Origin of the sequence: Brachyspira hyodysenteriae ATCC 27164 (assembly GCF_001676785.2) — a bacterium.
Taxonomy (GTDB): Bacteria; Spirochaetota; Brachyspiria; order Brachyspirales; family Brachyspiraceae; genus Brachyspira; species Brachyspira hyodysenteriae.
Window position 1 is genome coordinate 719253 of record NZ_CP015910.2, and the last position, 23886, is coordinate 743138.

20 protein-coding genes and 1 tRNA gene are annotated in these 23886 nt (G+C 26.4%); 11 read left to right on the forward strand and 10 right to left on the reverse strand.

Annotation, left to right across the window (positions count from 1 at the left end; genetic code table 11):
- Positions 1-5 precede the first annotated feature (5 nt).
- From BHYOB78_RS03330 to BHYOB78_RS03340, 3 genes are all read right to left on the reverse strand, one after another.
- On the reverse strand, positions 6-1940 hold the full coding sequence (locus BHYOB78_RS03330; RefSeq protein ID WP_012671960.1) for a methyl-accepting chemotaxis protein: 1935 nt from the start codon (positions 1938-1940) through the stop codon (positions 6-8).
- A 186-nt stretch (positions 1941-2126) separates the two neighbouring features.
- On the reverse strand, positions 2127-3527 hold the full coding sequence (locus tag BHYOB78_RS03335) for an MATE family efflux transporter (RefSeq protein WP_020064201.1): 1401 nt from the start codon (positions 3525-3527) through the stop codon (positions 2127-2129).
- 169 nt (positions 3528-3696) lie between these two features.
- Positions 3697-4230, reverse strand: a complete 534-nt coding sequence (locus tag BHYOB78_RS03340) for a hypothetical protein (RefSeq protein WP_226989556.1) — start codon at positions 4228-4230, stop codon at positions 3697-3699.
- Between the two features lie 184 nt (positions 4231-4414).
- On the opposite strand from BHYOB78_RS03340, the gene lepB reads away from it, so the two are divergent.
- From lepB to queA, 3 genes are read left to right on the forward strand one after another with little or no spacing between them, the layout of a single operon-like run.
- A complete protein-coding gene (gene lepB / locus BHYOB78_RS03345; protein WP_012671963.1) occupies positions 4415-5464 on the forward strand; it encodes a signal peptidase I in 1050 nt (349 codons plus the stop codon).
- A 16-nt stretch (positions 5465-5480) separates the two neighbouring features.
- Positions 5481-7127, forward strand: coding sequence for a hypothetical protein (locus BHYOB78_RS03350; RefSeq protein WP_020064200.1), 1647 nt, complete (start codon positions 5481-5483; stop codon positions 7125-7127).
- Positions 7128-7152: 25 nt separating this feature from the next.
- Positions 7153-8229, forward strand: a complete 1077-nt coding sequence (gene queA / locus BHYOB78_RS03355) for a tRNA preQ1(34) S-adenosylmethionine ribosyltransferase-isomerase QueA (protein ID WP_020064199.1) — start codon at positions 7153-7155, stop codon at positions 8227-8229.
- Between the two features lie 454 nt (positions 8230-8683).
- Here queA and BHYOB78_RS03360 read toward each other — a convergent pair whose 3' ends face one another.
- Complete coding sequence (locus BHYOB78_RS03360) at positions 8684-10567, reverse strand: alkyl/aryl-sulfatase (RefSeq protein ID WP_020064198.1); 1884 nt, start codon at positions 10565-10567, stop codon at positions 8684-8686.
- A gap of 103 nt (positions 10568-10670) precedes the next feature.
- On the opposite strand from BHYOB78_RS03360, the gene BHYOB78_RS03365 reads away from it, so the two are divergent.
- The gene (locus BHYOB78_RS03365) at positions 10671-11276 is read left to right on the forward strand and encodes a TetR/AcrR family transcriptional regulator (RefSeq protein WP_020064197.1); all 606 of its coding nucleotides are present in this window, start codon (positions 10671-10673) and stop codon (positions 11274-11276) included.
- 457 nt (positions 11277-11733) lie between these two features.
- Here BHYOB78_RS03365 and BHYOB78_RS03370 read toward each other — a convergent pair whose 3' ends face one another.
- The 5 genes from BHYOB78_RS03370 to BHYOB78_RS03390 form a co-directional block, all read right to left on the reverse strand.
- Positions 11734-12441 carry a hypothetical protein gene (locus BHYOB78_RS03370; RefSeq protein ID WP_020064196.1) on the reverse strand — a complete coding sequence of 236 codons (708 nt, stop codon included), beginning with the start codon at positions 12439-12441 and terminating at the stop codon, positions 11734-11736.
- Positions 12442-12518: 77 nt separating this feature from the next.
- The gene (locus BHYOB78_RS03375) at positions 12519-13469 is read right to left on the reverse strand and encodes a dipeptidase (protein WP_012671969.1); all 951 of its coding nucleotides are present in this window, start codon (positions 13467-13469) and stop codon (positions 12519-12521) included.
- Positions 13470-13495: 26 nt separating this feature from the next.
- A complete protein-coding gene (locus BHYOB78_RS03380; RefSeq protein WP_012671970.1) occupies positions 13496-14080 on the reverse strand; it encodes a hypothetical protein in 585 nt (194 codons plus the stop codon).
- Between the two features lie 140 nt (positions 14081-14220).
- Positions 14221-14787 (reverse strand): hypothetical protein, encoded by a 567-nt coding sequence (locus BHYOB78_RS03385; protein ID WP_012671971.1) that lies wholly within the window; start codon positions 14785-14787, stop codon positions 14221-14223.
- 150 nt (positions 14788-14937) lie between these two features.
- Positions 14938-16296 (reverse strand): FAD-dependent oxidoreductase, encoded by a 1359-nt coding sequence (locus BHYOB78_RS03390; protein WP_020064195.1) that lies wholly within the window; start codon positions 16294-16296, stop codon positions 14938-14940.
- Between the two features lie 363 nt (positions 16297-16659).
- On the opposite strand from BHYOB78_RS03390, the gene mtnK reads away from it, so the two are divergent.
- Positions 16660-17874 (forward strand): S-methyl-5-thioribose kinase, encoded by a 1215-nt coding sequence (mtnK, locus tag BHYOB78_RS03395; protein WP_020064194.1) that lies wholly within the window; start codon positions 16660-16662, stop codon positions 17872-17874.
- Between the two features lie 140 nt (positions 17875-18014).
- Entirely contained in the window at positions 18015-19070 is a 1056-nt protein-coding gene (locus BHYOB78_RS03400) for an S-methyl-5-thioribose-1-phosphate isomerase (protein ID WP_020064193.1), read from the forward strand.
- Here the strand turns inward: BHYOB78_RS03400 and BHYOB78_RS03405 are convergent.
- Positions 19067-20521, reverse strand: coding sequence for a hypothetical protein (locus BHYOB78_RS03405; RefSeq protein ID WP_012671975.1), 1455 nt, complete (start codon positions 20519-20521; stop codon positions 19067-19069). The genes BHYOB78_RS03400 and BHYOB78_RS03405 overlap by 4 nt on opposite strands.
- Before the next feature lie 192 nt (positions 20522-20713).
- Here BHYOB78_RS03405 and BHYOB78_RS03410 point away from each other — a divergent pair.
- The 5 genes from BHYOB78_RS03410 to pth (BHYOB78_RS03430) all read left to right on the forward strand — a co-directional run bounded on the left by BHYOB78_RS03410 (position 20714) and on the right by pth (BHYOB78_RS03430) (position 23879).
- Positions 20714-20785: transfer RNA gene (locus BHYOB78_RS03410), tRNA-Gln, on the forward strand.
- 23 nt (positions 20786-20808) lie between these two features.
- Positions 20809-21762: a ribose-phosphate diphosphokinase gene (locus tag BHYOB78_RS03415; RefSeq protein WP_020064192.1), complete on the forward strand. Its 954-nt coding sequence runs from the start codon at positions 20809-20811 to the stop codon at positions 21760-21762.
- A gap of 17 nt (positions 21763-21779) precedes the next feature.
- Positions 21780-22370: a 50S ribosomal protein L25 gene (locus tag BHYOB78_RS03420; protein WP_012671976.1), complete on the forward strand. Its 591-nt coding sequence runs from the start codon at positions 21780-21782 to the stop codon at positions 22368-22370.
- Positions 22371-22395: 25 nt separating this feature from the next.
- Complete coding sequence (pth, locus tag BHYOB78_RS03425; RefSeq protein ID WP_020064191.1) at positions 22396-22986, forward strand: aminoacyl-tRNA hydrolase; 591 nt, start codon at positions 22396-22398, stop codon at positions 22984-22986.
- On the forward strand, positions 22983-23879 hold the full coding sequence (pth, locus tag BHYOB78_RS03430; protein WP_020064190.1) for an aminoacyl-tRNA hydrolase: 897 nt from the start codon (positions 22983-22985) through the stop codon (positions 23877-23879). Before pth (BHYOB78_RS03425) ends, pth (BHYOB78_RS03430) begins: the two co-directional genes overlap by 4 nt.
- Positions 23880-23886 lie beyond the last annotated feature (7 nt).

The window sequence follows — 23886 nt, forward strand, 5'->3', positions numbered from 1 at the left end:
TCCTTTTACATAACTTTAGAATATTCATCTACTTTAGTTTCTAAATCATCTGTATATTCTAAGAATTTTTTCATTTCCTCATTAAGTTTATTAGTTATAGATTCCAAATCATCAGATGTAGCTAAAAGCTTATTCATATCCCTCATAAGGTTTTTCACCTCAGAATTTTCTATATATGCTTTTTCTGATATATCAATTACATAATCATTAATTTCCTCTATTCTAGTTTTGATATTTAAAAAATCATTTTCTTCATTAATGATTATATTTGTCATGTTTGATATAGAATTATGCATTTTATCAGTATTTTTTATAATATTCATATTGTAATCATTTTGTTTTTCCATGTTAATATTAAATTTATTGATTCTTTCATAGTGCATAGAAATTTCTGATGATAATTGAGACATATTATTATTAATATTATTACTTGAATATGTATATTTTTTAAATATATCTTCTATTTGAAATAATAAATCCTGCATTCTATTAGTGGCCTGAGATGTTTCACTAACCAATTCAGTAACCTCTTTAGATACTACAGAGAAGTTAGTATACCATTCTCCAGCTTTTGAAGCTTGTATACTAGAATTGATTGCAAGAGTTTTAGTTTTATCAGACATATTTGTCATAAATGATATAATTCTATTTATCTGGAAATTTAATTGTCCGAAAGTTTCAGATTTAGCAAATTCCTTAATAAAATTGCTTTTTTCTATTTCCAATTTATTTTGTAAATCTTCAAACATAGTTACTATATATCTGCTTTGAGCCTGTAAAGCATAAATTTTTTCTACAGAGTCATGTAATTTTAAGTTGGATTCTTCAAGTGTTTTTTTCTGTAATTCTACTGAAGCCTGTAAATTAGGATATGTTTCTATTAATTCATTTATTTTTGTTATATTAATTTTTCCGTCATTTATTTGAAAATTTTCTATAGTGATAAATTCATTAGTATATTCAATTACTTTATTTATATCATTTTTTAAATTATTAATAGTAGAATATGTATTTTCCACTTTACTAACTAAATTATTAACAGATTCAGAGAAATTTTCTTTTAATTCAGATAATTTTTCAGCTGTATTTATAGCTGTATTAATTATTATAGAGTCCTGAGCTTTTATACTCTCTAAATCATAATACTGAGTTGTTTTCTTATATACTGCTGAAATAAATCTGCTTACTGATAAATATATCATTATAATATTAAATATAGCATATACTAAAGTAATTCTACTAAATGTAGAATTATTAAAGATTAAGAAATTACTTGAATATTTTGTATATATTGATATTCCATTAAAATCATCAAAAAATGCTAATGATATTAATCCAATTAATATCAATAAAAGAATATTTTCCTTAAATTTTTTATTTACAGTCATTTCATATATAAATGAACATATAATTACAAAATAGTATATTGTAAATACAAAATCCCTTAATATATATACAGTTCCCAATTCTCCTCTGCTTTTTATACTGTATTTCATAGTTTCATTTAATGAACTTATAGGTTGCTCTGTTGATATGAAAAGCTGAGGGTATAAAAGGGCAATAGCAAATAAAAGTATTAATATAAATATAATAGCTATATATAGTTTATTTAAAATAGAATGGAAATATTCGCTTAAAGTCAGTTTATTTCGTATATACATCATCCATGGTATTATAGTTAAAGATAAAGCTAACTGTTCAAATTTATACATATTAAGTGCTAAATTATTATGAGGACTGTGTAAAGATGTTATTATATTTGCTGCTTCTAATCCTGAAAATAAAAAAGATAAAAAACCTACAAGTAATATAATAGCCTGTGATTCTTCGTATAGCTGAAAATATATGTAAGCATATAATATTATACCAACTATTGATATAATAGTTGCTATAACAGGAATTCCTAATTCTAATGTTATAAGAGAAAAATCGTAATTCATAAATCCTCTGCAATTAATCAAATATAATACTATTATAAGTTAATTTTAATATATTAAAAGTAGAAAAATAAAATTAACAAAAAATAAAATACCGTTTATATAATCGGAATTAGTTTATTAAGTATTTACTTACTTATAAGATTTTTTACTTGTTATTTATTGTCTTACATATAAAACATAATGGTGTTATTCTGTAAGTTTTCTAACCCATCTTTCTTTTTTTAGCATTATAACACCTACTGTAATTTTTGCAAAGTCTGTTAATTTAGCTATGCCAAACATAGCCACAGGTCCTACAGCAGTAAATTTTGCTAATATCAAAGCTAAAGGGGCAAACATAAGTAATGATACAGGCACATCAACAGCAAAACCAAATACAGTATCTCCTCCAGCTCTTGAAACCGCAAACTGAGCATTAATATACGTCCATACAGGCATGTAACATGCTATAAGTATTACTAAATTTCTTGTTATTGCCTGGGCGTCTATAGTAAGTTTTGAAAATATAAAAGGTATTAATAGAGTAGATGACATTTGTACTAGCCCAACTACTAAACCTGCTATAACAGAACCGTTTAATATCCATCTTGCCTTATTTCTAGCATCTTCCAATTCACCTCGTCCAAGAGTACCTCCTACAACTACCATAGTAGATACAAATATTCCCTGAAAAACTAAATAGAATATATTAGCTATAGTGAATCCTGAAGCCATTCCTGCCACAGTTTCAGCTCCGCCTCTGCTATTATATAAAGCTGTCATAAACATTTCGCTTAATCCCCAGCTTATTTCACTCAAAAATATTAAACTTGATTTTTTAAGCATTGAATAAAATACATTTAATTTTACTTTAAGTATTTCTCTAGTTCTTACATAAAATTTTTCTTTATGAAGTTTTATATACACTATAAATAAAATCATTTCTATTATTCTAGCTATTAATGTGGCAATGGCAGCACCTTTTTCTTCAAGTCTAGGGGCTCCGAAATTTCCATATATAAGTATATAATTTCCAAGAGTATTACAGAATGTAGCTATAACAGATATTATAAGAGGAATATGAGGTTTTCCTATCTCTCTGTATGATGTTCCTATAGCACCGGATATTGATATAGGTATAAAAGTAAATGCTATTATACTCATATATTTTGTACTTGATAATAGTATTTCTTCTTGAGATGCATTTCCTCTAGTCATTAATCTCATAAATATTTCAGGATTAACAAGCATTAATATCATATAGGAAATAGAAATTACAAGCGGAAGTATCACTTTAAATCTAAATGCCTGCTGCATGCCTTCTTTATTATCAGCCCCATTATTTTGAGCCATATATATCCCGCCTGCACCATAACATGTATTAAGTATTACCAAATATATAAAGTTTAATTGATTAGATACATTTACAGCAGCCATTTTTATATCTCCTAATTCTGCTACCATAAAGTTATCAATTAAAGATACCATACCCATTATAAGCTGCTGAAGCATTACAGGCACTGCAATTGATATGCATAATTTATAAAAATCAAAATTTCCGAAAAGAGTTTTTTTACCGTTGTTAAATTTCATTGAATTGGTATTCATAGTATAATCTCTTTTAATAAAAGTTGTTATAAAATAAAATTAAAGTATAAATTCGGTCTAATTAATAAAACGAGATGTAATATATAGCTATTTTTATATTTGTCAATATGATTTATATAATTTTTTAATCTTTTTATCAAAATAATTATATGAAATATATTTTACATTATTATTGATTTTTTGCTAATAAATCCTGCATTTCATTATAAAGTCTTATTAAATCATTTGCGGCATCTTTTTTTACTTTCAAATTTTTGAATCCATCAGCAGTTTCTACTCTTATATCAGTTAAAACTTTCATTTCTTTTATAGTGTTTTCAGCATTGATACTGTAGCTTCTATCAACATAGGAAGTATCCATAAAATATATAGAAGTACCATATATTATTTCACTTTCTGTTTTAGGCATAAGAGATGTATAATGAAGAATTAAATATGTTCCATCTTCAAATTTCAATACTATTTTATTTGTGTCTGTTATATTAAATGAGCTGTCTGCTATGTACTGCACTTCTAATATTATATTATTATAACCGCTTACACTTTTTAATCTGAATTTGATAGTTTCTGACCAATAGCTCATGGAAATATAATCTGTTTGATAGAATCTTTCTCCGTAAAAAGAATCTTCTATTAAATGCACTTTGGCGGCACATGATGATAATGTTATAATAAGTGTAAATAACAATAATATTTTTTTCAATATTATCTCCATAAGATAAACATTTTGTTCATATATTATATAACCTATTTATTTTTTGTAAATAAAAGATGAATGTTTATTAATTAGATAATTTATATAATATAGTTGTAAATTATAATTGCTATTTTATATGTTTTATTATATACTTTTACATCAATATTTATTATTGGAAGGGGTTAAATTAATGGAGAATCCTATAAAAAATATTACAGAAACTATAATAGGCGAATGCCGTAATTTTAAACATACTTTAAAAGAAATATTATACGCTATAGTAATAGTGCTTCTTATAAATACATTTTTAATACAGAATTATCAAATTCCTACAGGTTCTATGATACCTGTAATTATGCCTGGAGATAGGCTTTTTGCTAATAGATTTGTATATGGAGTAAAACTTCCATTTACAGACGGACTTTTAGGCTATAGACTTCCAAAGATTAAATCTCCTCAAAGGGGTGATTTAGTTGTATTCAGAGCTCCCCCTTCAGCTTCTTGGCAATGCGAATCTGCTATGCCTTATTATGAGCCTTCACCTTTAGTGCAGATGCTCAAACTTCCTGTTATGATATTTTCTCTTACTCCTTTTACTTGGGATCCTAGATTTTTACTTGCTGATTATATAGGAGAGAAACTTACTGGAGGAACTCATATGGCTCCAGTTCCTTTATTTTTAGGGCTTAAAACTGTGGATTTAGATCCTAGAAAAGAATTTGTAAAACGTGTTATAGCTACTGCCGGAGAAACTGTTGAAATTAGAAATAAAAAAATAATTATAAATGGTAATGAAATAGAAGATAAATGGGGTTATTTCTTTTATGGAAATGATAGGGAGTTTGTTCCTCGTATAGATATATATGGACCTATTTATGTTCCTAAAAAGGGTGATGTTATAATATTTAAAAAGTTAGTTGACAGAGATGACTATTATAATGATTTTAGTTCTTTTGAAGTGTATATTAATGATAAAGTGGTAAGCGATGATATTAAATTATCGTATTGGATGAATATATATGTTCCTAATGCTAAAGACAGACCTGATGAATATATATACAATGTTCCTGAGGATTATTTCTTTGTTATGGGAGATAATAGAGATCAAAGCTGCGATAGTAGAATGTGGGGATTGGTTCCTTACAGACATATAAAAGGTCAGCCTATGATTGCTTGGATACAATCAAAAAGACCTGATGATGTAGAACAGGGCTTCTTCAAATATTTTATAATTAAATAAAAGTAAAGATAAAAATATGTATGATCAAATTTCTAAAGATACTTTAAAAGACTTATTCAAAATTTGGAAGGCTAAAAATATAGAGGATTTAGAAATTAAATCTTCAAATGTTTCAATAGTTTCTTTTAAATTTTATGCTTTATCTAAAGAAGCCAAAGACATAGTTCTTTATGTACTTAAAAATGAAAGTAAAGAATTAAATTCTATAGATATAGCATATTCACTTAAGTATAGTCAAAAGCAAGTACCGGCTTTTTTTGATTATATAAATGAAATAAAAAAATCAGGACTTTTATATTTAAAAATAAAAAGAAGAAGATTAAATTCTCATGATGATACTTTGTATTTTCTGCCTAATGTAAAATCAATAATAGAAAGTATAATCTTAAAAGATGATATTAAAATTCCTTATTATGTAGATGCTTCATATACTGCTAATGCTTATAAAAAATATCTTCATAAAATTATTCATATATATGAAAATGGAAATATTGTAGAATATAATAAAGCAAAAATAGATGATGATGAATTATTCACTTTGTGCAAATCCAATATTCTTTCTGTTTATTTTCACCAAAATGATCTTAGAGTTTATGTAGCTGTAAATAATAAAAATGTTATAGAGAATTTAGAGAAAAGTTTGAAAGATAATATTGAAAGTTCTGTCTTTATATACAATCATTTTAATATATTAAATGATATTGATACTTTTATATATGAATGCGATGTTCAGAGATTATCTACTGATGATATTAATATAAATTTTTTAACTAATAATTTAGATTCTTCTACAATATTGAATATATGCTTAAAATTAGATTTAATTAAATTGGATAATAAAAATTCTATATTATTAGAATATGATAATATAAAAAAATATCTTTCATCTTCTATAGAAGAGAGAATTGAATCTATAACAAAAATTGTTTATAAAAATTATTCTGATTATTATAAGCATATTTTTTCAATTATAGAAAAAGAAAGCATATCAAAATCTGTACTATTTATGAAATTGAAAGAAAAATATAATCTTTCTATAACAGCTGAAACATATAATAATATTATTTATTCTATGTTTATTCTTGGTATTGCTGAAGTATCTTTTTATGAGAATGCTATACTTGCAATTAAAAATATAAATACTTATACAGAAGAAAATAATTTCAGAAGATCATTCATTAATGGAAATTTTGAACTTACATTGATAAATCATTATTTGTTTTCTAATAATTTTATTTATATGTGCAATTTATATTTTGAACTTGATAAGCAGGAAACAGTATATACTTATACTATGACTGAAGAAAGCGTATTAAAAGGAAAAACTATTATAAGCGATGAAGAGTCAGAATATTCTTTTAATAAATTTTTGGTAGTATTAAAAAATATATTATTAGATAATAATGTAGAGATTCCAAAACATATAGAAACTAGTATAAAGCGATGGTATGAAAGAGGAATTATTTCTTATGTATATGATAATGTTACTCTTGTTATAATAAAAGATGCAAATAAATTAGAAGAAATAATTTATGAGGCTAAAAGAAAAGGCATTATTATAACAAAGATTAATGATGAATACGCTATAGTAAAATCTAGTTCTTCAACTAAAAAAAGTCTTACCAAATTTTTAAGACAAAGAAAGATAATAGTAACATTCTAATTTTTTAAAAAAGTGATAAAAAGTTATGATAGATTATTTAAATAAAGAAACCTATAATTTTTATTTACCTGAAAATTTAATAGCTACAACTCCAAATTATGAGAGAGATCATTGTAAGTTAATGATATTAAATAAATCTACAGGAGAAATTGAGCATAAAATTTTTTCTGATATAATTAATTATCTTAATAAAGATGATATTTTGGTATTAAATGACAGTAAGGTAATACCAGCTAGAATATATGCAAAGAAGAATACCGGCGGTAATGTTGAAATATTGCTTCTTAATAAATTCAATGATGATGACAGTACTTGGGAATGTTTAATAAAAGGGAAGAATATAAAAGAAAAAGATATATTGTATTTAGATTATAGCAATTTAGAGAATGTTGGAAATATTGAGGCAGTATTGGAGAAAGATAATATATCAACTAAATTAATAAAATTTTCTAAACCATTAACAAGTGAAATTTTAGATGCTATAGGTAAAGTTCCGCTTCCTCCGTATATTATTCAAAGCAGAAAAAAGAAAGGCGAAGAAGAGTACAATGATAAAGACAAAGAATTTTATCAGAATGTATATGCCAAAAATGAGGGAAGTATTGCATCTCCTACATCTGGACTTCATTTTACTAAAGAGCTTTTAGAGAAAATAAAGTCTATGGGAATTACTGTCTGCTATGTTACATTGCATGTAGGTTTTTCTACTTTTAATCCTTTAAAAGAAGATGATTTACGCAATCATGTTATGCATGAAGAAAAATTTATAATACCTAAAGAAAGTTATGATATTATTATAAATGCCAAAAAAGAGGGTAGGAGAGTTGTATCATGCGGAACTACTGTTGCAAGAGTTTTAGAAAGCGAATACGATAATTATGATTTTAAAAGAATGGAAGGTTCTACTGATATATTTATTTATCCGCCTTATAAGTTTAAATGCGTTGATGCTTTGATTACTAATTTTCACACTCCGCATTCTACATTGCTTGCTATGGTTAGTGCTTTTGCTGGTTATGATAATATAATGAATTCTTATAAGCTAGCTATAGAAAATAATTATAGATTTTTTTCTTACGGCGACGCTATGTTTATGTATTAATAATATTAATTTTTTATTCTTTGATAATAATAAAAATAATAATTAAAAAGCAAAAAATATAATTGTTTATATATACCTAAACAACTATATTTTGTCAAAAATAAATTTTTTTAAATTTAAAATATTTGCAGGGCCTTAGCCCACCGCTCTGAGTGCTTACGCAGCACCCCACTTTTTTTGCAACCGAAGGGAGTGCCTGTGGTATTGCCACAGGCGAAGCCCGCCTTCGGAGAAAGGCTATATTTTAACTTAAATTAATAGTTTATATTATATGTAAAACAAAATTAGTATTATTTAGCACTAATTTTACATTTGCACTTTTTGGTTCTTTTGCGGCGGGAAAAAGAACAATAAAAAAAATTACAAATTAAAAATTTTCATCATAATATTAATTTTTTATAATAATTACGGCAGGCATTTTATATACCCGCCGCATTCATTTGAAAAAGAATTATTAAGGTGTAACTATGTTAAACCAATATTGGAAAGTGTCAAAGTAGGATAAAAACTCATTAAATGCATCTTTGTTGTTAATATTTAAATCATCAGCCTTTTTAGTAAATAATGCTTTCTTAAAATCTGACATATTAATATCTATTGTATAGTCAGTATTTTCATTATTATATTTTTTGTATTTTAATACAGAGTTTTCTATTTTTACAAGATATTTATTATCATCTGTGATATTAAAAAGTACTGATATATTTTTATCTTTTACTTTATCAGGATTTAAAGCAACTGATATATATTCAAACATGTTTTCAGCAGATAATGCATTTATCATATCTAATGATGTAGTTTGAGGAGCTTTCATATTTTGATCTATTTCATTTCTAAGTTCATAAGCACCAGTAAGCAAATAAGCTCTCCAAACTGCAGATTCACTTTGATATCCAAGCTGTTCCATAGCATCAGCACTGAGTTTTCTTGCATTTTCATTATTAGGATTAGCAAATATTACATTATTGAGAACTTCAACAACCCATCTGTAATCGCCTTCATCATAAGATTTTTTAGCCATTTTTATGATATTATCCTCTCCTCCCATAAACTCAACATATCTTTTTGCTGATTCTTCAGGAGGAAGCTTATATAAATTAGCAGGATTTCCGTCCCACCAAGCACCAAAATAAAAATCATAAACAGCTTTTACATCATGATTTACAGAACCATAATAACCTCTATTATAAAATTCTTTTGTCAAACTATCTGGTATTTGTATTTTTTCTGCTATTTCTATTGGCGTGTATCCCATATTAGCATATCTTAAAGTTTGGTCATGAATATATTTATATAAATCTCCATGTTTATTTAGAAAATCATCTATATTGCTTTGTTCCCATATAGGCCAGTGATGAGAACCAAATAATACATCAGTTCTGTCTTTTAAAAACTCTTTTGATTTTTCTATAGCCTTAGTCCATATAAGAGAATCTCTTGTTTTTGCCCCTCTTAATGTTGATAAATTATGAAGTGTATGATTCATTACTTCAGCACTTGATGCTGCTCTGTATTTTGGTATATAAATCATAAACTCTGCTGGAGCTTCAGTATTTTGAGCCATTAAAAATTGAAATTCTATTCCGTCTATTGTGTATGATTCATAGTCTTTAGATATTATTTTATTTGGTCTTATTATTCCTGGAGTTCCAGTTGCTACCAATTTACCAAGTCCTGCATCAACTGTACCTTTTTCATCTTTTGGCAAAAGTCCTCCGTACATATAAGAAGAACGTCTGCTCATAGCATTGCCTGCTAAAAGATTTTCTGATACAGCTTCCTCAAAAAATCCTTCAGGCGCTACAATAGGTATATTATTGTTTTCTATAACTCCTCTTATTCCTCCGAAATGATCAACATGAGAATGTGTAAATATTACTCCTGTTATTGGATCATTTCCTTTATACTTTCTAAATAATTCTATTGCTTTAGATGCTGATTCTTTTGTTGTCAGTACATCTATTACAATCCAGCCTGTATCTCCTCTTACAAAAGTTATATTAGCTAAATCAAAACCTCTTACTTGATATATATCTGGAGTTACTTCAAATAAACCTGATATATTATTTAATTGAGCCTGCCTCCATAGGGAAGGATTAACAGTATCTGGGGCAGGCTGATTCGATATGAAGGGAAAAGATATATTATCATCTGAAGTTTCTATGAAGCCTCTTTTAGCATTTTCAAAATCTGTATTATCATCAAATGGCAAATAGTTTTTTAATTTTTCATTTTCTTTTTTTGTATGTTCTGTTGCTTCTTTTCTTTCGGAATTAAAATTATTAGAAGAACAGGATATTAAAAAAATACAAAGTATTGAAGTTAATATTTTATTCATTAGATGCCTCCTTATCTTTATAGAATTAATTCGACGAATAAATTCAATGAATTAATTCTATAATATAATTGCAATTTGTCAAGTTATTTGTTATAATTCTTTTATGAAAAATATTGAAAAAGTAACAAGAAAAGAACAGGCAGAACAAACAAAGAAAAAAATAGTAGATACCACTATAAATTTATTGAAAGAACATTCATTAAATGAGCTTCAAATTAAAGATATTTGTACTAATGCTGATATATCTATAGGGAATTTTTATCATTATTTTACTAATAAGCAGGAAATAATATTTTATATTTTCAATACTAATGCTGAACTATATAAAGAAAAAATATTATCAAAAGATAAAACTAATTCTTATAAAGATATATTATATGCTTTTAAAGAATTTTCTAAATTGGTTGCAGAGTTAGGCGGAGATTTAATACTTGAAATATTTAATTATAGCATTATGAATAGAAATAATGCTTTATTATCAAAAGATGCTTTTTTTTATAATCATATTTTATCTTTGGTTGATTCATTAAAAAAATTAAATTTGGTTATATATGATGATAGTTCAGAGGCTATAACTAAAAGGCTTATAGTGTTTTTTAGAGGATTTTTTTATGAATGGGCTTTATCGAATAGTAATTTTAATCTTGTGAAAGAAACTGAAAAAGAGATGAAATTATATTTATCTTTATTTATAAAAATAGATGATTAATTTATTATTATTGCTAATAAAAATGGTTTGCTCTAAGGATCTGACAAGCAAACTTGTAAGAGGCTAACAATTTTTATAAATTAGCTTTATATATACCTAAACAATTATATTTTGGCTAAAAATGCAGTCTTTTTGGTTCTCGCCGCAGGCGGGCTTCGCCTGTTCCAATACCACAGGCACTTCCTTCGGTCGCAAAAGAACTGTGTGGGTGGGGGCTAGTCCCCACAAATAACCTCAATTTAAAATTGGCTTTTTGACAAAGTTAAAAATTTTTAGTATACACAGAAATTAAAAATTCCCGCCATGGTTTTTTATTAGTTTTATTATGCTTTTACCGCACGCTATGCGCATTTATATTATAATACGATTCGTTAATTTTAATTTTTTTATATTAATAAAATCTACTTACCGTGCGTTGTGGAAATTATGTATAGAAAAAGAATTTTATTTATCTGTTTTAAATCTCATAAGTAATTTTTGGAAAATCTCTTTCACTTATTAAACCGTCTCTTATTAAAATGGCTCTTAGTACATCTATATCACTGTAAATATCAATCAAAGAATCAGTATTAAATTCATTGATCATTTTTTGAAATCCTAAATTTATAATGCATATAGAATTCTTTATATCTCTTTTTATTTTTTGCTTTTTGCTATTTTCCATATATGCTTCATCTAATTCTATATATCTATTAATAAATTTTTCTATGGTTGGTATGTAATAGTCAATTATAGAGTTATATGTTCTTTTATATGATTTGTTACCGGATGTTTTTTCTAAAATAAAATTAAGTTTAAATACTACATCATTTATAATCAATACTAGATCGGAATCATCTATTTGTGATATTTTAGTTTGAATATTGTTATCAAGGCTATTAGTTTGATTTTTATTATTGTTAGATTCTCTTTTATTATCTGTTTTATTATTTATAGGTTCTTTTTGTTCATTTACTTCTTTTTTATTAGCTTTATTAATTTTCATGTTTTTAATATAACTTTCAAATTTATCTTGCAAAGTATAAAATAAAATTAATAATAAAAATATAAATATAATAATAGAAATAAATTTAAGAGATATCATCCAAAATACAAAGCTGGAAAATGCTAAAAGTGATATAGATATAATAAAATTATTTGAAAATAAATTTTGATATTTTTTCATAATATCTCCATATAAATGTAAAAAATATTTACTTTTATATGATACAATAAAAATGAAAAATATCAATTATTAAATAATTATTTTACTATTTCTTTTATTATTCTATGGAAATTTTTATATTCTATCTTTTCTATTTCATCATCATTGAAACCGGCTTCTTTTAACTTTATTATAATATCATAAGATTTAGATGCATTTTCTAGTCCTTTTATATAAGGAGCATCTTCATCTTCAAAATATTCATTATAGTCAAAACCTATCCCTATATGATCTATTCCTATTTTATCAGCTATATATTTTATATGGTCTATGGCTCTATCTATGTTTTGTTTTTCTTTATTTTCATCAATGAAGCCTTTATAAGAATTAAATCCTATAACTCCATTAACATCTCTTATAGCTTTTAACTGTTCATCTGTAAGATTTCTCATACTTTTGCATAAAGTTCTGGAATTGGAATGAGATGCTATAATAGGTGAGGATGTAATATCTATAACATCAAAGAAAGATTTATCATTTAAGTGAGATACATCAACTATCATGCCTTTATCCTGCATTTTCTTTACAGCTTTTTTTCCTAATTGAGTTAATCCTCTTGAAGAATCTCCTCTCACTCCTGTAGCTAATTTATTTTCTTCATTCCAAGTAAGACTAGCATGTCTTGCTCCATAATCATAATATTCATCTATCAAATCAATATTATCATCTATAGATATAAGCCCTTCAAATCCTATGAATATATATAATTTATTTTCTTTTTGTGCCTTTAGAATATCATCATAGTTTTTTGCTATTAATATGATATCATTAATATATTCAAGTTCTTTATTTATAGAGTTTTGAATTTCTCTTACTCTTTCCAATGCTCTGTCATAATTTTTCGGTTCAGTCCATATAACAAATATAGAACCGCCTATTTTACCTTTTATCATATTATTATAATGATATTTTTTTATAATATTATTTTCGCCTTTAAATGTTTTTACAGTAACATCAGTCCATATATCTGAATGAGCATCAAAAATCATGTTTATTTGCCTCTTAATTATATCGATTAATTTTCGTCATCATTGGTATTTAAATCAGTTATACGCTCATTTTTTTGAAATAGAATAATTTTTTTTATTGCTATATATACAATAAGGCAGGATAATACTTTATCAAGTATATTTGTTAATAATCTCATCATAAAAGATGCCTGGAAGAATCCAAAGCCATTTTCATTTAATAGTTTTATGAAACTATCTATTGTTGTACCTGTAAATCCGTCAGATAAAATTATTGATATAGGAGTTCCTATTAAAGGTGATATTATTCCGATGATAGTTCCGGATATTATAGCTGTTATAATACCAAATTTAAATTTTTTTGCTGCAATACCAATTATTATTCCTATCAATGCATTTACTATTGCAAAATTTAAATGTGAATAGCTTATAAATATTGATATTATGAGATTAGTCAATATACCTACAATAGCACCGTAAATAGGTCCTAGCAGAACAGCCGATAAAATAGTGCCTACAGAATCCAAAAATAGAAATGGTATTTTTAGCATCAATACTATAAATGTTAAAGCAAAATTTATTACTATTCCTATAAAGGCTATTAATATATTGTATTTTAAATCATTATTCATAATATAAACCAAAGTATAATTGACTTGTTTTTAATATACAATGATAAACTTTATTTTTCAATAGTTTTATTTAATATAATTATTTATTTTTATCAATATGGTATGTATTTATGATATTTTTATTAAAGAGTAAATTAAAGTTATTTATAATGATGATTATTTTCTTTGCTTAAAAATGGTATTGATTTTATAGCCATTGTTACTATTATAGAAGATAATATCTTATCTATCATAGAACTTAATACTGTACTCATAGTTATAGATATAATAAGACTTTTTCCGCTATTATAAATAAGCTGAACAAAATTATCTATTGGTTTATTAGTTACTCCTTTGGCGGCAATTATTGCTATAGGAGCTGCTACAATGGCAGAAATTATACCTATTATTATTCCTGATATTATTGAAACTTTCATTTTTGAAAAGTCATGTTTTCTTGCTATTACTCCTGCTGTCAATCCTATAAAAACATTTACCACTGCAAAATGCAAATTAACATAATCTATAGTCATAGAAATAATAAAATTTGTAGCAATACCTACAACCGCACTATATATAGGTCCTAGCAGAACAGCAGTTAATATTGTACCGGCAGAATCCATAAATAAAAATGGTATTTTTAATATTATAACTAAATGTCCCATTATAATATTTGCTAAAATACTAATTATTATTATAGCAATATCATATGTAATTTTTCTTTTCATAAATAATTCCAATATACTCTATTATATTTATTATGATTTTCGTTTTTTAATTTATATATGTGAGTAAAATATTTATTGATTATAAAAACCCCCTAATAAAATAAATTTATTAGGGGGTAAATATTCTTAAACTAATTATATTTTCTATAATTATTTAGCAGTATAAGCAACCATAGTCATCCAAGATAATGGTTTGTTGTAGTGAGGTAGGAAGAAGAAATCTGACAATGCAAATTGATCAACAGTCATACCATTTTGTATAGCAAGAGAGAATGCATGAATAGCTTCAGCATGATTGTGTTTAGAAGCTATTTGAGCACCTAATAAACGTCTGCTGCCTTCTTCATAAATGATTTTTACTAAAACATCTTCATTAGTAGGCATAAATTCTGGTCTTTCAGAATCTTTGAAGAAGTTAGATTTTACTTTTAATCCTTTTTTCTTAGCAGTTTCTTCAGACCAACCAGTAGAAGCCATATTGTATCCAAATACACAAATAGCATTAGAACCTTGAGTACCGCAATATTCAACATGTTTTCCTAAAGCATTATTAGCAGCAACAATACCCATTCTTACAGCATTAGTAGCTAAAGCAATATATTCTTGTTTTTCAGAAGCTCTTGAATATACAGTAGCACAGTCACCTATAGCAAATACATCAGGATCTTTAGTAGTTTTCATAGTAGTATCTACTACAATAGCACCATTAGGTAAAGTTTCTAAATAATCTTTATAAAGTTCATTATTAGGTCTGAAACCAACAGACATAACTACCATATCTACATCATAAGAACCTTTGTCAGTAACAACTTTTTTAACTCTGTCATCACCTTCAAATTTCTTAACAGTTTCACCTAAATGCATTTCTATGCCAGCTTCTTTGATTCTTTTTTCAGCTTCATCAGTGATTTCTTTATCAAAGTAGTTAGCCATAACTCTAGGCATAGCTTCCATTAAGATAACTTCTTTACCATGGTTTTTGAATGCTTCTATAAGTTCAACACCTATGTATCCAGCACCAACTACCATAACTTTTTTAACATCTGGTTTAGCTATTTCATCAATAATTTCTTGTCCTTGCTGATAAAGCTTAGAGAAGAAAATACCTTTTTTAAGTCCGTAAGTAGTTCCTTCTTGTTTTAAGCCTTCGATAGGAGGAGTTACAGGCCAAGAACCAGTAGCAAGAATAAGTTTATCGTAAGTGTCTTCAAACTCTTTTCCTGTTTTTAGTTCTTTTACACATAATTTTTTGTTAGCCCAGTCTATTTTAGTAACATCATGTCCCATATAAACATCGATGCCTTCACCTCTCAAACTTTCAGGACTAGCATAGAATAATCCTTTAGGATCTTTAACTACGCCACCAACCCAAAGTGCGATACCGCAGGCTAAGAAAGATATATTATCATTTCTATCGTAAGTAACTACTTGACAATTAGGATCTGTAGCTTTCAAAGTTTTTGCTGCCCATGTACCAGCATGGTTACAACCTATTACAATAACTTTCATAATAATTTAACCCCTTATTAAAAATAATCTAATATAAAATTGGTGTTTATTATAGTACAAAAAAAATACTTAGTCAAGTTATATTATATGTAACTTAGTAAATTTTAATAGTTTTAGTATGTTTTTTATATAATGATTTCACTAATTATCATGAATTATGATAATTAAAAGCATTAAATGTATATAAATTTTACAAAAAATGTTTATATTATAAAATATTGGCATTTATGTTTATAAAATATAGTTTTAATATTCTTTTATTGCTATATGAATAGCAACATTTATAATAAATATAATGTATTGATATTTATGCTTTTTATGCTATATTATAAAAAAGTTGAAATTTATTATGGATTTAATATTATGACAAATTTTAATGAATATTTTTTAATGGAAGAGAAAGATGTATTACTTTATGTAAAAAATAAATTAAAATATTTTTCTCAGAATGATAATATTACTTGTAAAGAAATAGGCGATGGAAATATTAACTATGTATATAGAATAAGTAATGGTAAAGATTCCATAATACTTAAGCAGGCAGGAGTTCATACTAGAAGCAATTCGTCAGGAAGAATACTTGATATTAACAGAAATGCAAGAGAGGCTGAGGTTTTATCTTTTTACGGCAGCATACTTCCAGATTTGGCTCCTAAAATCATTTCTATAGATAGAGTTATGAATTTATTCGTAATGGAGGATTTGAAATCTTTTCTTGTACTTAGAGATGCTTTGATGAAAGGTCAAATATATCATCATTTACAGGAGCAGATAACAGATTTTTTAGTTGAAACTACATTATCAACAGCCGATTTCTTTATGGATCCATTCACTAAAAAAGAAAATGTTGCAAAGTATACTAATAAAGAACTTTGTAAAATAAGTGAGGAATTAGTATTTAGAGAACCATTTTTTAATGTTCTTAAAGAAAATGTTTTTTCTGAATCATTAAATAAATTTGTTGAAGATAATCTATATAATAATAAACAGCTTCAATTAGAGGCGGCTAAATTAAAGTATGAATTTATGAACAATCCTCAGGCTTTAATACATGGAGATTTGCATACAGGATCTATATTTGTTGATGAAAATTATATTAAAGTTATGGATTGTGAATTTGCCTTTTACGGACCTATAGGCTATGATTTAGGTACTATTATGGCTAATTTCATATTCTCTTATGTTTACCATTTTTATGTTACTAAGGATAGAAATTATACTTCATTCCTTTTCAAGGTAATTGATGATATTTTAAGGCTTTTTAAAAATAAATTTATTACCAAATTTTTGCATGAAAGTAATGATATATCAGTACAAAATGATTATTTCATAGAATATTATTTACTTGAGGTATTAAAAACAGGATTTGGTATATGCGGACTTGAATTGTTAAGAAGAACTACAGGGTGTGCTAGGGTAAAAGAAATAGAGTCTGTTGCTGATGATGATATGAGAAGTAAAATAGAATATACGCTTTTAAATATAGGTATTGAATGTTTATCTTATAGAGACAGGCTTTCTGAAGAAGAAAAGTTTATGAAATTTATAGACAATATAATTGAAAATATTGATTTATAATCATTTAATATATTAATTTTTAAATAATTTAAATTATTATTTGATAAACTATAAAATAAAGTTTTATTATATATTTTTTGGTGAGTTTATATATAACAATAATAAGCAATAATAAATAAATTATTATTTTGGAGTTTTTTATGATTAATAGGGTAGACAAAGAATTGGCTTTTATGCTTCAATTTGAAAATGTAGCTTGGTATGATGATGGATGCGTAAAGATATTAGATAGAAGAGTATACCCTAATAAAGTTCATTTTGTTGAATGTAAAACTCATAAAGAAGTTTCAAAAGCTATATCAGATATGGTAACTCAAAGTGCCGGACCTTATTTAGCAGTCGCTATGGGTATGGCATTGGCTGGATATGAATCAAAGCATTTAGATGGAAATGACAGAATAGATTATTTAACTCATGCTTGTAATACTTTGGCTAATTCAAGACCTACTACAAGCGGTAGAATGATGCTTATAACTAAATCATGCTTGGAAGCTGGTACTGAAGCAATAAAATCCGGTAAAGACCCTATAGAAGCTATGTTTAACAGAGGAATAGATCTGTCTACTAAAAGATATTCAAAAATAAAGAAAATAGCAGAAAATTTAGTATCAATGTATCCTGATAAAGGAACTATACTTACTCAATGTTTTGGCGAATCCATAGTTGGGTTTATGATACAGGAATTCCAAAAAAAGAATAAAGATATAAAAGTTGTATGTGCTGAAACAAGACCTTATTTTCAAGGAGCAAGACTTACAGCAACAGTTGCCTATGATCAAGGAGCTGATGTTACAGTTATTACAGATAATATGGTGGCATATACTATGCAGGAGAAAAAAATAGATGTATTTACTTCTGCTGCTGATTTAATATGCTTAAATGGGGCAGTAGTTAATAAAATTGGAACTTTCCAAATAGCAATAGTAGCAAAATATTTAGGAATACCTTATTTTGTAACAGGAGCACCAGATAAAGGATATCATGGACTTGAAGATGTACATTTTGAATTTAGAGATGAAAAACTTGTTACTGAAGCTATGGGAGTGAAAACTTCTAAGGAAGGTGTAAAAGGCTTTTATCCTGCATTTGATTATACTCCTCCGCATTTAGTTAGTGCAGTTGTAACAGATTTAGGTGTTTATTCACCTTATAATGTATTTAAATATTATGTAGGAAATGATGAAGGAGAATATTAATAATCTTTTAACGGATTTTGTATATTTTCTTTTTTTATATCTATTAAGAAATCCACGAATAATTCGAATAGTATAGGATCTAATTGAGTTTCTTTAACTATATAATTATCATATATTAATTTTATAGCATCTTTTGTGTTCATATCTTTTCTGCTGTAGCTTTTTTGAGGCATTACAGTTGTATCGAATAAATCTATTATTTCTAATACTTTAGCAGGGAAGAATGCTAAACTTTGAAGTGTTTGAATATCATCTGGGACATCTGATATAAGAGATGAAGGATTTAAATTTTTATTTTCATTGAATTGTTTATTTACTATTTCTATTACACCATTTCCATAACCATAATATTCATGATGCATTCCTACAATCAATGATATATTATCATTATAATTTCTGAAAAGTTTTAAAAATTGATATCCTTTAATAGCATGTGAAGTTGATCTTCTAGCATATTCTTTTGATTTATTAATATTTAGATAATCCAATTCTTTTACTTTGACAACATCATGCCAAAATGCTCCTGCGGCAAATGATGCTATATTTTCTAATGATATTTTTTTTAGTCCGTTTTTGAATATATCATTAAATTTAATATTCGTTTTTTCTATTCTATATTTTTCAAATACATTTTCATAGAAGTTTTTGAATTTTTTATTGAAATTGATAATAGTTTTTAAATTTAAATGATTATCTATCTGATCATTATAATAAAGCATGAATTCTATAAATGTTATAAATACTCGGTTTCCATGTCCTATAACATTTCTGCATTCAAAATTATCGAATCCATAAAATAAACTTATATTAGGATATATTTTCTCTACAAGTTTTGTAATTGATAATATTAAATCATTTGCTACTATTTGTGTATCATAATATTCTAAATTGTCAAAATATACCTGATTCATTTTATCTTTTGAGGCATTTACTAAATGGATCAAATTTATTCTTTCTATGAAAGCCAACTGTGTTATTATATCTAATATATATTTTATAGCATCAGCATATAATTGTTCATTATAGTATTGATTTAGTATATCAATATAATTTTTTATAGATATAAATCTTTCTTTAGGCGATTCTTCCAATATGATTTCAAGTATTTTATATTCAAATATTTTAGTATTTTCAGAATCCGGCATGCAGTCTTTGTATACTTTGAGGAATTGATTTATACTATCAATTTGCTTATATTCATTTTTATCATTTTTTTCAATTACTAAATCTATGATAGATTTTGAATTTTTAGTGATATAAAAATTATTGAATATATCACTATTTATACAATCTCTATTAAAAAGAATATCTAATTTATAGTTAGGAATTGACAAATATAAATTATCGTTACTGGTACATATAATTTCCGGAGAATTAAATTTGATAGTATCTAAATTCTCTTTTATAAAATTTAAATCTATTGCAGTATATTTATCTAAATCAATATCCATATTTACCTTTAATATTATACTATGATATATAATGATATACTTTTTTTATTTTTTATCAATAATTTTATATTATTAAATTAAATTTTTTGTTTTTTTAATAGAAAATTTAAAAAATCATATAAAGGTATTGACAAATTTTTTTTATATAGTAGAATATGAAACTCATAGAACTAAAAGTTCATTTGTTAATACTGGGGTGTCGTCAAGCGGTAAGACAATTGGTTTTGGTCCAATTATTCGAGGGTTCGAATCCTTCCACCCCAACTTTTCTCTTATATGGTACTTACATGGGAATAACAGACGAAATATTAATATTAAGCGGTACAGCAAATCCTCAGTTGTCAGAAGATGTTGTTAAGAATCTTGGACTCAAATTGGGTAATATGGAGATACGTAAATTTGCTGATGGCGAGACTTTTGTTCAGATAGAAGAAACAGTTAGAAATAAGGATACTTATGTAATACAGCCTACAGGACGTCCTTCTAGCAGTGAGAGTTGGATGGAACTTTACTGTATTATAGATGCTCTAAAAAGAGCTAGTGCTAAAAGAATTACCGCTGTTATTCCATATTATGGTTATTCTAGACAGGATAGAAAGAATGAACCTAGAGTGCCTATAACTGCTAAATTAGTTGCTAATCTTTTATCAGAAGCCGGAGCACATAGAGTTTTGGCTTTAGATTTGCATGCAGCACAAATACAAGGTTTTTTTGATATTCCTGTAGATCACATGCTTTCAAAAAATGTTTTCTTGGATAAAATAAGAAAAGATCTTGATATGTCTAACTCTATTATAGTTTCTCCAGATATAGGAGGGGTAGGAAGAGCTAGAGCTGTAGCTAAACAATTGAATCTTGATATAGCTATCATAGATAAAAGAAGAGACAGAGCTAATGAATGTGAAGTAATGAATATTATAGGCGATGTTAATGGCAAAGATGCTATTATTATAGACGATATAATAGATACAGGCGGTACTCTTATAAAAAGTATGCAGGCTTTGAAAAAGGCTGGTATGAGAAAAATATATGTATTTATAACTCATGCTGTATGTTCTGGCGATGTTTATGAGAGAATTAATGCCAGTGATATAGAAAAGCTTTATATAACAGATAGTTTGAAAGTTATGAAAGATAGATTAGGCAGTAAAATAGAAGTGCTTTCAGTTGCTCCTGTTATTGCTGATGCTATAAGACATATACATATGGAGCTTTCTATAAGTGTTCTATTTGATAAGTAAAATTAAAGGAAAGAAAAATGAGTGAGAATTATACTATTAAAGCTTTGCAAAGAGATACTAAATTTAAAAGTGTTGGTCGTAAATTGAGAAATGAAGGTTACGCTTTGGCTACTCTTTATGGTAGAGAAAATCAATACTCTATTGCTGTAGAATTAAAAGAATTTGTTAAAGTTTTTTCTTTAGCAGGTCAGCATGATATAATCACTTTAGATATACAAAATGATAAGACAAGAGAAGTGTTGGTTAAAGATTATCAAATAGACGGTATCAAAAGAATTATAAGACATATAGATTTTTATGAAATAGATAGAAATAAAAAAATCAAAACTTATGTTCCTATTCACATTGAAGGTACTCCTGAAGGTGTTCGCTTAGGCGGAGGTACTTTAGAGCAAGTTGAATACGGTTTGAATATCAAAGCTTTCCCAGGTTCTATACCTAGAGAATTGGTTGTTGATGTTAGCGAATTAAAAGTAGGAGATAGTTTACATATTAGCGATATAAAATTCCCAGAAGGTGTTGACCCTGTTGGTGATGCTTCTAAAGCTATTGTTACTGTTGTTACTACTCAAGATGATGATGCTAACAAAGGTGCAGCAGAAGCATAAAATATAGTTCTAGGATTACTACTATATGATGAAATTAGTAATGGGACTAGGCAACCCAGGTGAACAATATAAAAATCATAGACATAATGTCGGATATATGATTTTAGATAGAGTTGCTAAAAAACTTAATGTAGAACTTGACATCAAAAAGAAAAAGACAGTTTTTGGAAAAGGTAAGTCTGGTAAAATGGAGTATTTGCTCCTTAAACCTCAGACTTTCATGAATCTTTCTGGTGAAGCTGCTCTTTATATGGCAAGTTTTATGAAAATCACTGTTGAAAATATTATCGTTATATATGATGATATGGATATACCTATAGGTGAATTTAGAGTTATACCTTCTAAAAATGATGATTCTGAATCTGAAGTTAATGATATAGAAATAGATCATAATGGTATAAAAAGTATAAGAGATTCTTTAAAAAGCTATAACTTTACTAAAATAGGTGTCGGAATAGGGGCATGTCCTGAAGATGAAGAAAAAGCTGATTTTCTTTTGGCTCCTTTTACTAAAGATGAAAGAAAAAAAATAAGAGATATATCTGATAATGTTGTGGATGCTGCATGCATTGCTTTGTTTGAATCCCCTCAGGCTGCTAAAAAGAAATATCCATGATGACTAAATTAATTATTGGACTTGGAAATCCAGGAGATGAGTATAAAAATAATAGACATAATGTAGGTTTTATACTCATAGATAAAATAGCTCAAAATTTTAATATCAATTTTGATAATAATAAAAAGAAATCATTATATGCTAGATCAAAAGAAAAGGATATAGAATATATACTCCTAAAACCTCAAACTTTTATGAATCTTTCAGGAGAATCTGCAATTTTTATATCAAAATTCTTTAATATAAAACCTGAAGATATAATAGTTATATACGATGATATGGATATACCTTTTGGAACTTTTAAAATTAAAAAAGGAGGAAGTTCCGGAGGGCATAATGGAATAAAAAGTCTTATTTCGCATCTTCAAAGCGATGATTTTACAAGAATTAGAATAGGTATAGGCAGACCTAGTGCTGGTAAGAAAGTTAATGACTATGTTCTTTCAAATTTTAGTAAGAAAGAAAGAGAAGAATTGGATACTATAATTGCAAATGATATAATAGATGCTGTGAAGATAGCTTTATTTGAATCTCCTGTAATAGCACAGAATAAATACAATAAAAAAATAAATGATAAAAATTCAAATAAAACTAAAGGTAATAAAAATATGATTAAAATAGTTGCAAAAAATACTGTGAGCAGTGAAAATAAATCTAAATTCATTGAAATAGCTAATGAACTTATAATTAAAAGCAGAAAAGAAAATGGATGCATTTCATATAATTTATATGAAAGTGTAGACGGTAAATATCTTACTTTTATAGAAGAATGGAAAGACGAAAAAGCTATAGAAAACCACAATAATTCAGAACATTTCAAAGCAATAGTTCCTAAATTGGGAGAATTAACTTCTGCTGATATGGATGTAACTTTATACAAAGAAGTAAAATAATATTTTA

Bases quoted from the DNA above. Each gene is read 5' to 3' on its own strand.
- pth (WP_020064190.1), top strand. From the start codon at position 22,983: ATGATGACTAAATTAATTATTGGACTTGGAAATCCAGGAGATGAGTAT.
- BHYOB78_RS03360 (WP_020064198.1), bottom strand. From the start codon at position 10,567: ATGAATAAAATATTAACTTCAATACTTTGTATTTTTTTAATATCCTGT.
- BHYOB78_RS03390 (WP_020064195.1), bottom strand. From the start codon at position 16,296: ATGAAAGTTATTGTAATAGGTTGTAACCATGCTGGTACATGGGCAGCA.
- lepB (WP_012671963.1), top strand. From the start codon at position 4,415: ATGGAGAATCCTATAAAAAATATTACAGAAACTATAATAGGCGAATGC.
- BHYOB78_RS03335 (WP_020064201.1), bottom strand. From the start codon at position 3,527: ATGAATACCAATTCAATGAAATTTAACAACGGTAAAAAAACTCTTTTC.
- BHYOB78_RS03400 (WP_020064193.1), top strand. From the start codon at position 18,015: ATGATTAATAGGGTAGACAAAGAATTGGCTTTTATGCTTCAATTTGAA.
- BHYOB78_RS03405 (WP_012671975.1), bottom strand. From the start codon at position 20,521: ATGGATATTGATTTAGATAAATATACTGCAATAGATTTAAATTTTATA.
- BHYOB78_RS03330 (WP_012671960.1), bottom strand. From the start codon at position 1,940: ATGAATTACGATTTTTCTCTTATAACATTAGAATTAGGAATTCCTGTT.
- BHYOB78_RS03370 (WP_020064196.1), bottom strand. From the start codon at position 12,441: ATGAAAAAATATCAAAATTTATTTTCAAATAATTTTATTATATCTATA.
- pth (WP_020064191.1), top strand. From the start codon at position 22,396: ATGATGAAATTAGTAATGGGACTAGGCAACCCAGGTGAACAATATAAA.
- BHYOB78_RS03420 (WP_012671976.1), top strand. From the start codon at position 21,780: ATGAGTGAGAATTATACTATTAAAGCTTTGCAAAGAGATACTAAATTT.
- BHYOB78_RS03350 (WP_020064200.1), top strand. From the start codon at position 5,481: ATGTATGATCAAATTTCTAAAGATACTTTAAAAGACTTATTCAAAATT.
- BHYOB78_RS03380 (WP_012671970.1), bottom strand. From the start codon at position 14,080: ATGAATAATGATTTAAAATACAATATATTAATAGCCTTTATAGGAATA.
- mtnK (WP_020064194.1), top strand. From the start codon at position 16,660: ATGACAAATTTTAATGAATATTTTTTAATGGAAGAGAAAGATGTATTA.
- BHYOB78_RS03375 (WP_012671969.1), bottom strand. From the start codon at position 13,469: ATGATTTTTGATGCTCATTCAGATATATGGACTGATGTTACTGTAAAA.
- BHYOB78_RS03415 (WP_020064192.1), top strand. From the start codon at position 20,809: ATGGGAATAACAGACGAAATATTAATATTAAGCGGTACAGCAAATCCT.
- queA (WP_020064199.1), top strand. From the start codon at position 7,153: ATGATAGATTATTTAAATAAAGAAACCTATAATTTTTATTTACCTGAA.
- BHYOB78_RS03385 (WP_012671971.1), bottom strand. From the start codon at position 14,787: ATGAAAAGAAAAATTACATATGATATTGCTATAATAATAATTAGTATT.
- BHYOB78_RS03365 (WP_020064197.1), top strand. From the start codon at position 10,671: ATGAAAAATATTGAAAAAGTAACAAGAAAAGAACAGGCAGAACAAACA.